The sequence below is a fragment of the Kribbella sp. VKM Ac-2571 genome, from assembly GCF_004362255.1.
Classification (GTDB): domain Bacteria; phylum Actinomycetota; class Actinomycetes; order Propionibacteriales; family Kribbellaceae; genus Kribbella; species Kribbella pratensis.
Window position 1 is genome coordinate 76,665 of the sequence record NZ_SNWS01000017.1, and the last position, 12,732, is coordinate 89,396.

13 protein-coding genes are annotated in these 12,732 nt (G+C 69.4%); 8 read left to right on the forward strand and 5 right to left on the reverse strand.

Features of this window, described 5'->3' with window-relative positions; genetic code table 11:
• Positions 1-46: 46 nt before the first annotated feature.
• Positions 47-799, forward strand: coding sequence for an S-methyl-5'-thioadenosine phosphorylase (locus tag EV651_RS31495; RefSeq protein ID WP_133788902.1), 753 nt, complete (start codon positions 47-49; stop codon positions 797-799).
• The gene (locus EV651_RS31500; protein ID WP_133788903.1) at positions 796-1,821 is read left to right on the forward strand and encodes an NAD(P)-dependent oxidoreductase; all 1,026 of its coding nucleotides are present in this window, start codon (positions 796-798) and stop codon (positions 1,819-1,821) included. Before EV651_RS31495 ends, EV651_RS31500 begins: the two co-directional genes overlap by 4 nt.
• On the opposite strand, the gene EV651_RS31505 is transcribed toward EV651_RS31500, so the two are convergent.
• Positions 1,801-2,946, reverse strand: a complete 1,146-nt coding sequence (locus EV651_RS31505; protein WP_133788904.1) for a cell wall metabolism sensor histidine kinase WalK — start codon at positions 2,944-2,946, stop codon at positions 1,801-1,803. The two genes, EV651_RS31500 and EV651_RS31505, sit on opposite strands and share 21 nt — an antisense overlap.
• Entirely contained in the window at positions 2,943-3,641 is a 699-nt protein-coding gene (locus EV651_RS31510; RefSeq protein WP_133788905.1) for a response regulator transcription factor, read from the reverse strand. The genes EV651_RS31505 and EV651_RS31510 overlap by 4 nt, the downstream gene beginning before the upstream one ends.
• Before the next feature lie 122 nt (positions 3,642-3,763).
• On the opposite strand from EV651_RS31510, the gene EV651_RS31515 reads away from it, so the two are divergent.
• The 5 genes from EV651_RS31515 (at position 3,764) to EV651_RS31535 (ending at position 9,081) form a co-directional block, all read left to right on the forward strand.
• The gene (locus EV651_RS31515) at positions 3,764-4,414 is read left to right on the forward strand and encodes a glycosyltransferase family 2 protein (protein WP_133788906.1); all 651 of its coding nucleotides are present in this window, start codon (positions 3,764-3,766) and stop codon (positions 4,412-4,414) included.
• Positions 4,411-5,682, forward strand: coding sequence for a DUF2064 domain-containing protein (locus tag EV651_RS42035; RefSeq protein WP_202870596.1), 1,272 nt, complete (start codon positions 4,411-4,413; stop codon positions 5,680-5,682). Before EV651_RS31515 ends, EV651_RS42035 begins: the two co-directional genes overlap by 4 nt.
• Before the next feature lie 209 nt (positions 5,683-5,891).
• Entirely contained in the window at positions 5,892-7,220 is a 1,329-nt protein-coding gene (locus EV651_RS31525) for a glycosyltransferase 87 family protein (protein WP_133788907.1), read from the forward strand.
• Positions 7,177-8,025 carry a RimK family alpha-L-glutamate ligase gene (locus tag EV651_RS31530; RefSeq protein ID WP_133788908.1) on the forward strand — a complete coding sequence of 283 codons (849 nt, stop codon included), beginning with the start codon at positions 7,177-7,179 and terminating at the stop codon, positions 8,023-8,025. The genes EV651_RS31525 and EV651_RS31530 overlap by 44 nt, the downstream gene beginning before the upstream one ends.
• 129 nt (positions 8,026-8,154) lie before the next feature.
• Positions 8,155-9,081: a threonine/serine dehydratase gene (locus tag EV651_RS31535; RefSeq protein ID WP_133788909.1), complete on the forward strand. Its 927-nt coding sequence runs from the start codon at positions 8,155-8,157 to the stop codon at positions 9,079-9,081.
• Between the two features lie 9 nt (positions 9,082-9,090).
• On the opposite strand, the gene EV651_RS31540 is transcribed toward EV651_RS31535, so the two are convergent.
• Positions 9,091-10,536 (reverse strand): glycosyltransferase family 87 protein, encoded by a 1,446-nt coding sequence (locus EV651_RS31540; RefSeq protein ID WP_133789005.1) that lies wholly within the window; start codon positions 10,534-10,536, stop codon positions 9,091-9,093.
• Between the two features lie 83 nt (positions 10,537-10,619).
• Positions 10,620-11,111 carry a MarR family winged helix-turn-helix transcriptional regulator gene (locus tag EV651_RS31545; RefSeq protein WP_238157309.1) on the reverse strand — a complete coding sequence of 164 codons (492 nt, stop codon included), beginning with the start codon at positions 11,109-11,111 and terminating at the stop codon, positions 10,620-10,622.
• A 40-nt stretch (positions 11,112-11,151) separates the two neighbouring features.
• Between EV651_RS31545 and EV651_RS31550 the strand changes: the two genes are divergently transcribed.
• Positions 11,152-12,048, forward strand: a complete 897-nt coding sequence (locus EV651_RS31550; RefSeq protein ID WP_133788911.1) for a DMT family transporter — start codon at positions 11,152-11,154, stop codon at positions 12,046-12,048.
• On the opposite strand, the gene EV651_RS31555 is transcribed toward EV651_RS31550, so the two are convergent.
• Positions 12,027-12,719, reverse strand: a complete 693-nt coding sequence (locus tag EV651_RS31555) for a hypothetical protein (protein ID WP_133788912.1) — start codon at positions 12,717-12,719, stop codon at positions 12,027-12,029. The two genes, EV651_RS31550 and EV651_RS31555, sit on opposite strands and share 22 nt — an antisense overlap.
• Between the last annotated feature and the right edge of the window lie 13 nt (positions 12,720-12,732).

The window sequence follows — 12,732 nt, forward strand, 5'->3', positions numbered from 1 at the left end:
GCGGATCGGGTGATCGGTGGGGTGGGGCGGCACTAGCGTCGGGGGTATGGCTGAGATTGGCGTGATCGGCGGGTCCGGGTTCTACTCGTTTCTGACCGGTGCGGAAACGGTCGAGATCGAGACGCCGTACGGCGCGCCCAGCGAGCCGCCGCTTGTTGGTGACCTCGATGGGCGGGAGGTCGCGTTCATACCGCGGCACGGCGCCGACCATCGGTTCCCGCCGCACCGGGTGAACTACCGCGCGAACCTGTGGGCGCTGCGCGAGCTCGGCGTGCGCCAGGTCCTCGGCCCCTGCGCGGTCGGGTCGCTCAGACCCGAGCTGACCCCCGGCACGTTCGTGGTCCCCGACCAGTACGTCGATCGCACGTGGGGCCGGGAACACACGGTGTACGACGCGGCGCCGGTGGTGCACACCTCCGCCGCGGATCCGTACTGCCCCGTCGGCCGCGCCACGATGATTGCCGCCGGCAACGTCGTACCCGAAGGCACGATGGTTGTCATCAACGGGCCGAGGTTCTCGACCAGGGCCGAGTCGCAGTGGCATGCGGCGCAGGGCTGGTCGGTCGTCGGCATGACCGGCGCACCCGAGGCGGCCATCGCCCGCGAACTCGCGCTCTGCTACACGTCGATCGCTGTCGTCACCGATCACGACGCGGGTGTGGAGACGGGCACCGGCGTGACCCAGGCCGAGGTGTTCGAAGCCTTCAAACACAGCATCGAACGCCTGCAGGACCTGCTCAAGAACGTGATCGCGCAACTCCCCAAGCCCGACACCGACTGCACGTGCCGCCAATCATGAGAGTCTTGTTGACCGGCGGCGCCGGCTTCATCGGGAGTCATGTCCACCACCAGCTCGTTGCCGAGGGCCACGAAGTCACCGTCCTCGACTCCTTCCGCCCGGACGTCCACGCCGCGCGCCCCGCGAGCCGCCCCGGCCTGATCGTCGGCGACATCCGCGACGCGGACGCCGTGACCAGGGCGCTGGACGGCGTCGACACCGTCATCCACCTGGCCGCGAAGGTCGGCCTCGGCGTCCATCTCGACGACATCGACGACTACGTCTCCTCCAACAGCCTCGGTACAGCGGTCCTTCTGAGGTCGCTCGGCAGCATCCGCAACGTCGTCTACGCGAGCTCGATGGTCGTGTACGGCGAGGGCCGCTACGACTGCGACGACCACGGACAGGTCGCCCCGGGCCCCCGACGTACCGAAGATCTCGAACAAGGCTGCTTCGAGCCGCCCTGCCCGCACTGCGGTGCTCCGCTGCGGCCCGGTCTCGTCACCGAGGACGCTGCGCCGGATCCGCGGAACGCCTACGCGGCCAGCAAGCTGAACGGCGAGCATCTCGCCGCCACCTGGGCCCGCGAGACGGGCGGCAGGGTGACCGCGCTCCGCTTCCACAACGTGTACGGCCCCGGCATGCCACGCAACACGCCGTACGCCGGAGTCGCCGCGATCTTCCGCTCCGCCCTCGAACGTGGCGAAACGCCGCGCGTCTTCGAGGACGGTCGTCAACGCCGCGACTTCGTGCACGTCCGCGACGTTGCGGCAGCGGTCACGCTGTCGGCGGCCGCCCTCCCCCAGCAGCCACCGTTCACGGCGTACAACGTCGGCAGCGGCACCGTCACCACGATCGGTGAGGTCGCCGCCGAGCTGTCCCGTGCGTACGGCGGCCCGCCGCCCGTCGTCACCGGCGAGTACCGCCTCGGCGACGTCCGGCATATCACCGCCTCGTCCGACCGCCTGAAGAACGAGCTCGGCTGGAAGCCGGCGTACGACCTGCAGGCGGGTCTCGAGGATCTACTCCACTCGGCCGGCTAGGACCGGCGGAAGGTCGATCTCGAAGGCGCATCCGCCGTCGACGTTGCTGACGGCAATCTTCCCGTCATGGGACTCGACCACACCGCGCGCGATCGCGAGCCCCAGCCCGCCGCCGCCCGCGTCGGGTGTGCGCTGCTCGTCGCCGCGCCAGCCGACGTCGAAGACGCGCTCCAGATCGTCAGCGGGAATCCCGCCGCACCCGTCGGTCACCGCGAGCCGGACCCGCCCGTCGAGCTCGCGATCGACCGTCAGCGTCACCGTCCCGCCCGCCGACGTGTGCCGGATCGCGTTCCCGACCAGGTTGGTGACCGCACGCGTCAACTCGTCCGGATCCCCTTGTACGGCGAGCCGATCGTCGTCACACGGCGTCGACACGGACAGCTGAACGCCCTCCGCCCGCGCGTGCTCGCTGTTCTCCCCCGCGACGTCCTCGGCCAGCTCCCGCAGGCTCACCGCCGACCGTCGGCGCGGCGGCGGCGCCGTCGACAACCGCGACAGCTCGAACAGGTCGTCCACCAGCCCGGTCATCCGGTCGACCGTCGACCGCATCTGCCGCAACGCGCCCGGTACGTCGTCGATCACGCCGTCCTCGAGTCCTTCGGACACGGCCCGCAACCCGGCCAGCGGCGTCCGCAGGTCGTGCGACATGAACGCCACCAGCTCCCGCCGGCTCGTCTCCAGCGCCCGCTCCCGCTGATGCGACGCGGCGAGCTTCTTCCGCGTCAGCTCCAACTCGTCCCGCAACGCGGCCAGCTCCGCGGGCACCACCCCGACGGCGCCTACGGTCGGCTCGTACGACGTCCCGAGATGACGCAACCGCCGTCCGACATCCCGCGACCCGACGGCGATCCAGTGCCCGAGGAGCACCGACATCGCCAGCCCGAGCAGCGCCGCGAACGCCAGCGTCCACAGCACCACCCACGAGTCGTGCTCGGAGATGAACATCGCCCGCACGCTTTGCAGCACCGCGGCCAGCGCACCGGCCATCGGCGCCAGCGCCGCCACGATCATCGTGATCCGCAACGACCGCCGCCGGATCCGCCACAGCACCACCGCGCCGACCGCCGCCACCAGCAGGGTCCACCCGGTGGTGAGCGCCAGGATGGTCGCCATGTCCTTGTTCACGACGCGTCACCGGCGAACAGGTACCCGGTGCGCGGCACCGTGAGGACGAGCTTCGGGTCGGACGGATCCGCCTCGATCTTCTCCCGCAACCGCCGTACGTGCACGGTGACCGTCGACGAGTCGCCGAAGTCCCAGCCCCACACGCGACGGAGCAACTCGGCCTTCGTGTACGCCTTGCCCGCATGCGACACCAGGTACGCCAGCAGGTCGAACTCCCGGTGCGTCAGGGAGAGCTCGCTCTCGCCGAGGTACGCGCGCCGCGCCGCCGTGTCGACCATGACCGGCCCCGCGCTCAGCTTCGTAGGCGTCAGATCGAGCCCGGCCAGGCGCTCCTCCCGCCGTACCATCGCCTGCACCCGCAGCGTCAGCTCCCGCGGACTGAACGGCTTGACCACGTAGTCGTCCGCACCGACCTCGAGCCCGACCAGCCGGTCCTCCTCCTCGCCGCGCGCGGACAGCATGATCACCGCGGCACCGTCGTCGGCCGCGCGCATCCGGCGTAGCACCTCGAGTCCGGACAGTCCGGGCAGCATCACGTCCAGTACGACGACCGACGGCTTCCACTGCTGCCACACCTCGACCGCCGAGGCGCCGTCCGCGACCACACGGGCGTCGTACCCGGCCTTGGTCAGGTACGCCGAGACGACGTTCGACACGGTCGGGTCGTCGTCCACCACTAGAACACGAGTAGCCACGCTCAGAGCGTAGATCCTTCGCCTGTCCCGCAGCCGCACCAGCACCGGAACGCAGTACGCCGTAAGCGAGCCGTAGTCGTGTTCATGCCTTGGCGACGCTCGTTCGTCCTTACCGTCGAAGCATGTCCGTCGATCTTGTGCTGCCGTGCCTGAACGAGGCGGCCGCTCTGCCCTGGGTCCTCGAACGGCTCCCGCCCGGTGTTCGCGCCATCGTGGTCGACAACGGCTCCATCGACGGCTCGGCTGACGTCGCCGCTCGACTGGGCGCGACCGTCGTGCAGTGCGAGATCAAGGGGTACGGCGCCGCGTGTCATGCCGGCCTGGAGGCGGCCGACGCCGACATCGTCGCGGTGATGGACGCGGACGCTTCGCTCGATCCGCGGCAACTCGTCCGGGTGACCGCGCCGGTAGTTGCCGACCGCGCCGATCTGATCATCGGCCGTCGGCGTCCCGTGTCGCGGCAGGTCTGGCCGTGGCATCTCCGGCTGGCCAACGCGGAGCTGTCCCGGCGGATCAGGCGCCGTACGGGCGTCGCTTTGCACGACCTCGGTCCGATGCGTGCCGGGCGACGTACCGCGCTGCTCGGACTCGGGCTGACGGATCGCCGGTCCGGGTACCCGTTGGAGACGGTGGTCCGCGCCGCCGACGCCGGGTGGCGGATCGCGGAGGTCGACGTCGACTACCTCCCGCGCTCGGGACGCTCGAAGGTCACCGGTACACCGCTGGGCGCCGCGCGCGCCGTCCTTGACATGTCGAAGGTTTTGGCGCGGTGAAGCGCGGCACGGTGATCGTGATCGCGAAGGAGCCGGTGCCGGGGCGGGTGAAGACGCGGCTGCAGAGCGAGTTCACGGCCCGGGAGGCGGCTGCGTTGGCGCGGGCGTCGCTCGTCGACACGCTCAACGCGGTCCGGTTCGCGCCCGCGACGCGGCGGGTAATCGTGCTCGAAGGTGAGCCGGGGTCCTGGTTGCCGCCTGGGTTCGAGGTCGTGAAGCAGCGCGGCGGCAGGCTCGACGAGCGGCTCGCGGCGGCGTTCGAGGACGTGTACGACGGTGCGCCGATGCTGCTTGTCGGGATGGATACGCCGCAGCTGCGGCCGGAACTGCTCGGGTTCGACTGGTCAGCGCACGATTTTGGTGGGTACGACGCCGTACTAGGGCTGACCGAGGACGGCGGGTACTGGTGCCTCGGGCTCCGTACGCCGGATCCGCGCGCGCTGCTCGGCGTACCGATGTCGACCGACCACACCGGCCGGGACCAGCTGCGTCGGCTACTGGGGTTGGGATTGCGGGTGAAGATCCTGCCGACACTGCGAGACATGGATACCCCGCGGGATGCGGCGTACCTCGCCGACGAGTTCCCGTCGCTGCGGGTGTCGCGGCTGTACCGGCGGCTGCAGCATGCTGCACATCCGGGGCTGCTGTTCGAGCAGGCGCTCGGCGGTACGGCGCAAGTTGTTGCTACCGGCATCGACGGGCGGACTGTGCCGTCCCTGTCCGAGGTGGATCGCTGGACGGCGCCCGCGGACGACGTGGATCGGCTCGCGCTGAGTCGATGTGAAGGGCCCGTACTGGACATCGGGTGCGGGCCGGGGCGGATCGTCACTGCGCTCGCCGAACGCGGAATCCCCGCACTCGGGGTCGATGTGTCGCGGCGGGCGGTGTCGCTCACGACGTCGCGTGGTGCGTCGGCGCTGCATCGTCCGGTACAGGATCGGCTACCGGGCGAGGGGCGCTGGGGCAGCGTGCTGCTGATGGACGGGAACATCGGGATCGGTGGTGATCCGGCCGATCTACTGCGTCGCTGCGCCGAGCTGGTCCGCCCCGACGGTCTCGTGCTCGTCGAGGTCGACCCGGACGACGATCTCGACGACAGCACCCCGATCGTCCTGCGCAGCTCCACCGGCCGCCGCTCCACTCCGTTGCCCTGGGCAAGAGTCGGGACCCGCGCCCTGATCCGCCACGCCCGCACGACCCACCTCCACCCCACCGAAGACTGGCGCACCCCCCACCGAGCCTTCCTGACCCTCCGCCGAACCGCATGACACCCGACGACCAGGCCGACCCGACCCCGGCCCCAAACCGCCGCCCCTCCGCCCGCCTCCCGCGCGGTTCCGGCCCGATCCGCGACTTTGTGCACCGGATCCGCACGATTTCGCGCTCCGAATACGGATCCGGTGCACAAAGTCGCCAGCCCATCCCGCATGCGGGTGGGGTGGTGCCTTTGGCGTCCGTGGTGGTCGGGAGTGCTGCGGTGGCTTTGGCGGTGGTGGTGGTTGGGGCGGCGGTGCGGCAGTGGTGGCCGGATGTGGTGTTACTCGTCGGGACCGTGGCGGTCGGGCTCTTGGTGTGGCGGTTCGGGCGGGGGTTGAGTGTTGGGGTTGTGGTGGTGGTGGCGGGGTTGTGTCAGGTGCCGGGGCTGACGCAGGCGCCGATCACCAGCACAGACGCCTACCGGTACGTGTGGGACGGGCGTGTGCAGTTGTCCGGGCATTCGCCGTACGGATATGTGCCGCTGGACGACTCGTTGGCACCGCTGCGGGATCCTGTGCTCTTCCCGGGGTTGTCGCCGAACCAGCGCTCCGGTGTAACAGGCATCCCCGACGACCCGGCGCAGCTACCGGTCGACGACGCCAGGACCCGGATCAACCGCCCGGGTGTGCCGACCATCTATCCGCCGGTCGCCGAGGCCTACTTCACCGTGGTCGCCCTGTTCACGCCGTGGGCTGCCGGCACCCTCGGACTTCAGATTGCGGCCGCATTGATCGCGATCGCACTCACCTGGCTACTCGCCGTACAGAACCCACGCTGGGCCGCGCTGTGGGGTTGGTCACCGATCGTCGCTCTCGAAGCCGGCAACGCTGCCCACGTCGACGTACTCGCGGCGCTCCTCATCACCACCGCCGTCGTCACCGCCGCCCGCAGACCGAAACTCGCCGCCGTCCTCCTCGGAGCAGCCGGCAGCGTCAAGCTCCTCCCACTCCTGCTGCTCCCCGCGTTCCGCCGCCGGCGCCCACTCGTTGCCGTCAGCGCCTTCGCCGCCTCGTACCTTCCGCACGTCCTTGCCGTCGGCACCTTGGTACTCGGCTTCCTCCCCGGCTACCTCAACCAGGAAGGCTTCGAGGACGGCAGCTCCCGATCCGCGATTCTCGCGCTCCTGCTGCCTCCTGAGGCCCGCCAGGTGGTCGCCGCGGCCCTCGCGCTCGCCCTCGCCGCCCTCGCCTTCCACCGTGCCCGCCGCGAGCCGATCGCCCTCACCTGCTGCTGGCTGTACGGCGCAGCGCTCCTGATCGCCACCCCGACGTACCCGTGGTACGGCCTCCCGCTGATCGCCCTCGCCGCGCTGGCCGGCCGGCCCGAGTGGATCGCCGTACCGCTCGCGTCGTACCTCGCCTACGCGAGCTTCGGCCACGACACCCGCCAGGGTCTCATCCACCTGACCGCCGCCGTCATCGTGGCCGGAGCCCTCACGATCCGTCACCAATTCGTTGCGAAGTCAGGTTTGACCGCACCGCCCCTCCCCGCCAACACTGGCGAGCGTGACGAATCGCATCGCCCTGGCAACCTCGGCCGAATACGCTGAGTTGCACCCTGACGAACGCCCGCTCCTCGACGCACTGCGCGCCGCGGACCTCGACCCGGTGGTCGAGGTCTGGACCGACCCGTCGGTCGACTGGTCCGCGTACGACGCCGTCCTGCTGCGGACCGTGTGGGACTACTTCTGGCTGTACGCCGAATTCACCGAGTGGCTCGCCCAGCTCGACAAGGCCGGCGTACGGGTCCTGAACTCCACGGACCAGGTCCGCTGGAACAGCGACAAGCAGTACCTGCTCGAACTGCGCGAGCGTGGCGTTGCGATCGTTCCGTCCCAGGTCGCGGCGGGCGCGTGCCTGCGCGAGGTCGTGGCCGGACTCACCGGTCAGCAGGTCGTCGTCAAGCCGACCGTGGGCGGCAACGCCCTGCACACGGTCCGCGGCATCGCCGGCTCGCCCGAGTTCGAGCAGGCGCTCAACGACCTGCCGGACATGGTGTATCTCGTGCAGCCGTTCGTGCCGGAGATCCAGTCCGACGGCGAGTGGTCGCTGCTGTTCTTCAACGGCGAGTTCAGCCACGCGGTGATCAAGCGCCCTGCGACCGGCGATTACCGCGTCCAGGAGTCGTACGGCGGCCGGACGACGCCGACGGACCCGCCTGCCGCCGTACTCGAAAGCGCCCAGGCGGCCCTGGCCGCCTCCGGCCCGACGCCCACCTACGCCCGCGTCGACGGAGTCGTCGTCAACGACCGCTTCCTGCTGATGGAGATCGAGCTCATCGAGCCGTACCTCTTCCTGCCGCAGTCCCCGGACGCAGCCGGCAAACTCGCCGCCGCGGTCGCCGCACGCGTCTAACTGGCAGCCGACTCCGGGTGGCCCCGACGGCGCCCGTGGCCTCATGACACCGACGGTAGATCGCTCGCGACCATCCGGGCTCTTTGTCTCGAAATATGATCCATCTACTAGACTTTTAGGCTGAGGCGTATGCCGACGCTCGAAGACATCCGCCAGGCCGCCGGGCAACTCGAGGGACGGATCCACCGGACACCGATGCTGACGTCGTCAGCTCTGAACGAACGATTCGCGGCCGACCTGGTGCTCAAGGCCGAGCTGTTCCAGAAGACCGGCAGCTTCAAGGTCCGCGGACTGCTGACGAAGCTCCTGCGGTTGACGACCGCGGAGCGCGAGCGCGGTGTCATCACGGTGTCGGCGGGCAACGCGGCGGGCGCGCTCGCCTGGGCGGCACGGGACGCGGGAGTGCCGGCGACGGTGGTGATGGCGGCGACCGCCGTACCGGCGAAGATCGACGCGGCGCGCGGCTACGGAGCGACCGTCGAGCTCGTCGAGGGTGATCTGATGGCGCAGTACGAGCAGATCCGCGACGACCGGCACCTGACCGGCGTGCACCCCTTCGACGATGAGGATGTGATCCTCGGGCACGCCGGCCTCGGTCTGGAGCTGCTGGCTGACCGCCCGGACCTCGACACCGTCCTGGTTCCGGTGGGCGGCGGCGGACTGATCTCGGGCGTCGCGACGGCGGTGAAACTGATGAAACCGTCGATCCGCGTGATCGGGATCGAGCCGGAGCAGGCCGACGTGGTGAGCCGCAGCCTGACCGCGGGCGCACCGCAGAAGCTCCTGACCGCACGGTCGATCGCCGACGGCCTCGCCGCACCCGTCTGCGGCACCCGCAATCTCCCGCTTATCCAGCAGTACGTCGACGACGTCGTCCGCGTGTCCGAGGATGCGCTGCTCGAGGCGACCCGCTTGGTGATGTCGCGGACCAAACTCGCCCTCGAACCGGCAGCCGCAGCGCCCTTCGCGGCCCTGCTCGAGGGCCTTCGGCCCGAAGGCGTCACTGCCGCCATTGTGAGCGGCGGCAACCTGGATGTTGCGAAGCTGAGGTTCTAAAAACGGGTTCTAAGCAGTTGCCAGGTCTGTCCGGGCGCGGGATCTGACACCGTCGCTGGGATCGTCGACCACGTCACCGTGACGTACCGGATCGTTCTCCGGGAGCAGGATGTCGCGGGCGACCACCAGCATCAGCCAGAGCGTGCCGGCCATCCGCAGGATCACCGAGAACCAGTAGATCCGGTCCGGGATCTGCGGATCGCCAGGCGCCAGGAACTGCGCCAGATGCATCCACACCAGCATCCAGTAGAAGCATTCGCAGGCCTGCCAGATCAGCCAGTCACGCAGCCGCGGCCGGGCCAGCGCCACCAGCGGCAGCAGCCACAGCACGTACTGCGGTGAGTAGACCTTGTTGATCAGCAGGAACGCCGCCACCACCAGGAACGCGAGCTGCGCGAATCTGGGCGGCCGGGGCGCCATCAGGCCGAGGATCGCGATCGACAGGCACAACCCGGCGAAGATCACGATGTTGAGCTGGTTGACGTCAGCGACCTCGTGCTTGGCCAGCTTGAGGACGTACCAGATCGAGCCGTAGTCGCTCTCGCGCTCGTCGTTGAACTGCCAGAACGACAGCCACTCGTTCTTCGCGAGCAGGTAGATCGGCGCGTTCACCAGTCCCCATGCGACCGCAGCCGCCACCGTCGCCTGGATCCACGGCCACAGCTTCCGTCCACGGAGGCAGACGATCAGCAACGGACCGAGCAACAGGAACGGGTAGAACTTCGCCGCCGTGCCGAGCCCGAGCAGTACGCCGAACCAGATGGGTTTCCCGCGCGACCACGCGAACATCGCCCCGGCGGTCAACGCGACCGCGAAGAGGTCCCAGTTGATCGTCGAGGTCAGTGCGAGCGCCGGCGCCGCAGCGACGTACAGAGCGTCCAGCGGCTGTCCACGGGCCGCTCCCGGGCGTTTCGCGACTCCGCGCGCGGTCGCGACCGTGAGGCCGACGATCAGCAACGCACAGAGGAACAGCAGCACGGTGTTGACCAGGAAAAACACCCCGGCGGTGTCGCGCTTCTGCTCGACGGTCAGGTCCTTCTTCGGGTCGCCGGTGATCAGCCAGGTGAGCTGTGCCGCGACCTCCATGAAGCCGCCGGTCAGTACCGGGTACTCCAGCACCGGGTAGTTGCCGGTGTCGAGGAACGGCCGGTTACCCTCCGCGAACCCGCGCTCCTGGTACAGGAACCCGATGTCGGAGTAGCAGAGCGCCTTGAACGGCCGCCAGCTCTGCCGGTCCCAGCCGGCCTCCATACACGGCGCCTTCTGCAGTACGCCGAGGCCGAAGGTGATCGTGCAGACGGCAAGCGCGATCCGCAGCGGCGTCCACCACGACGAGCTGAGCCGGGCGAACCGCCCCGACGGTCCACCGAGCCCGACGGTCAGGCCGGCGACGGCCGGATCAGCCTCCGACGGCGTCTGCGCGAGCTCGCGATGTGGTCCGGTCACGGTGGGCATCATCTCCTATCGGCTCACCTTGCGACCAGGAGAGGTTACCCACCTGTCACCAGCGGACCCCCGCAACCGTCCTCGTGCGCGTGTCAGTCGGGCGGCTCCAGGCGGGCGAGCCAGGTCGTCAGGAGCTTCTCGAGCTGAGTGGTCTCGTCCGGTGTGAGTGCCTCGAGGAGGCGTTGTTCGTTGGCCATGTGGGCGGTGAAGGCCTTGTCGATCAGCCGCCGGCCGCTCGGCGTCAGGCGGACCACCCGGCCGCGGCCGTCGGCGTCGCTGCGCCGGCGATGGACCAGGCCGGCTTCCTCGAGCCGGTCGACCCGCTTGGTGACCGCGCCCGTGGTCACCATCGTGTGCAGGGCGATCTCCCCCGGCGCCCGCTCGTACGGCGCTCCCGCACGCCGCAACGCCGCGAGGACGTCGAACTCACCCTCGGTCAGCCCGTACTTCGCGTAGAGCAGCGTCAGCTCGCCGGTGAGGTGGTTCGCGATCCGGTGCAACCGCCCGATCACGCCCTGCGGGGCGGTGTCGACCTCCGGCCGCTCGGCCCGCCACTCCGCCTGGATTCTCGCTACGTGGTCCACGGGTTCCATTCTATCTTCCCGGGAAGATAGAATGTTTTCCATGGAAGATACCTTCCGCTGGAGCCTCGTCACCGCGATCGCGCCGATCGCCTGGGGCACGAACTACTTCGTCACCCACGAGTACCTGCCGCCCGGACATCCGTTGTACGGCGCGGTGTTCCGCGCACTGCCCGCGGGGCTTCTCCTGCTCGCTCTCGCCCGGCGCCTCCCCCGCGGCGTCTGGTGGTGGCGATCGCTGCTGCTCGGGATCTGCAACATGGGCGCGTTCTTCGCGCTGATCTACCTCGCGTCCCAGCTGCTCCCGGTCAGCCTCGCGTCGACGATCATGTCCGCGGCGCCGTTCACCATGGCGCTGTTCGCCTGGGGCCTGCTTGCGGAACGCCCGACCGCTCAGGTCCTCACGGGTGCGACCGCCGGGATCGCCGGCGTCGTACTGCTGCTCGGCGCCGGCTCGACCGCGGTCGACCTGCGCGGCGTCGCGGCGTCGGCCGCCGCGCTGACGATGTCCTCCTGCGGCTACGTCCTGGCCAAGAAGTGGGGCCGGGCCGGCGAGGGTCCGCTCGCGACGACTTCATGGCAGCTGATCGCCGGCGGGGTCGTCCTGATCCCGATCGCGATCGTCGTCGAAGGTGCCCCGCCGCGCCTCGACGGACCGGCCGTCGCCGGTTTCGCGTACGTCGGACTTGTCGCGACCGCCCTCGCGTTCACGGCCTGGTTCGCGGGCCTCCGCAAGCTCCCCGCCGCCACCGTCGGGCTGATCGGGCTGCTCAACCCGGTGACCGGCGTACTGCTCGGGCTTCTGGTCTCCGGGGATGTCCTGAACCTGCGACAGGTCGGCGGGCTCGCGCTGGTGTTGCTCGGCATCACACTCAGCCAAGTCAGGGTGAACCCGCCGACCTCCTTGGGTCGGGTGCGTCAGTTGGACGTGACGGAGTAGGAGTTGCTGGTGAAGTTCAGGCCGCCGGACGCCGAGGTGATCTCGAAGCCGAACTGGACTTCGCCGACGGTGGCATCACCCATCCAGCCCCGGCTGCGGATCCAGTTCAGGACGGCCTTGATGTCGACGGAGCCGGAATTGGTGTTGGAAGTGCGGAGGAACGAGAACACCGCGTTGGCGCCGTTGCTGCCGCGGTAGACGTCCCAGGTGTGGCCGCCGACGCTGACCGTGGTCTGCTTGCTGCCGATCGGGCCGACCGCACCCTGCTTGTTCATCCACAGCATGATCTCGTAGGCGTTGTTGCCGGCCCAGATGTCGTAGGTCGACGAATACGATCCACTGCCGGGCCGCGACACGTTGAAGCTGCTGGTCAGGGTGCCGAGGGCACTGACCGGCTTGCCGATGTTCCGGGCGGAGTGCGGGTACGACTTCACGCCGCCGGTGTTCGGGTGGTCGGCCCAGACTCCCCAGTTGCTGTAGGAGTTGGCCCAGATGGTCTGTGGTCCGGCGCCACTGCCCCAGACGTCATTGCGGACGGTGTACCCGCCGTTGGACCAGCTGCCGAACTTGTCCGACGACGACCACGCCGCCGCGTGCGCGGGTGCCGCGGTCACCAGGCCTGCGGCCAGTACTGTCAGTATTGCGATTGCTGCTTTCCACCATCTCTGCATTTCCATTCCTCTC

Excerpts from the sequence above, each read along its gene's own strand:
- EV651_RS31550 (WP_133788911.1), top strand. The coding sequence starts at position 11,152 with ATGGAAGATACCTTCCGCTGGAGCCTCGTCACCGCGATCGCGCCGATC.
- EV651_RS31495 (WP_133788902.1), top strand. The coding sequence starts at position 47 with ATGGCTGAGATTGGCGTGATCGGCGGGTCCGGGTTCTACTCGTTTCTG.
- EV651_RS31515 (WP_133788906.1), top strand. The coding sequence starts at position 3,764 with ATGTCCGTCGATCTTGTGCTGCCGTGCCTGAACGAGGCGGCCGCTCTG.
- EV651_RS31555 (WP_133788912.1), bottom strand. The coding sequence starts at position 12,719 with ATGCAGAGATGGTGGAAAGCAGCAATCGCAATACTGACAGTACTGGCC.
- EV651_RS31540 (WP_133789005.1), bottom strand. The coding sequence starts at position 10,536 with ATGCCCACCGTGACCGGACCACATCGCGAGCTCGCGCAGACGCCGTCG.
- EV651_RS31500 (WP_133788903.1), top strand. The coding sequence starts at position 796 with ATGAGAGTCTTGTTGACCGGCGGCGCCGGCTTCATCGGGAGTCATGTC.
- EV651_RS31535 (WP_133788909.1), top strand. The coding sequence starts at position 8,155 with ATGCCGACGCTCGAAGACATCCGCCAGGCCGCCGGGCAACTCGAGGGA.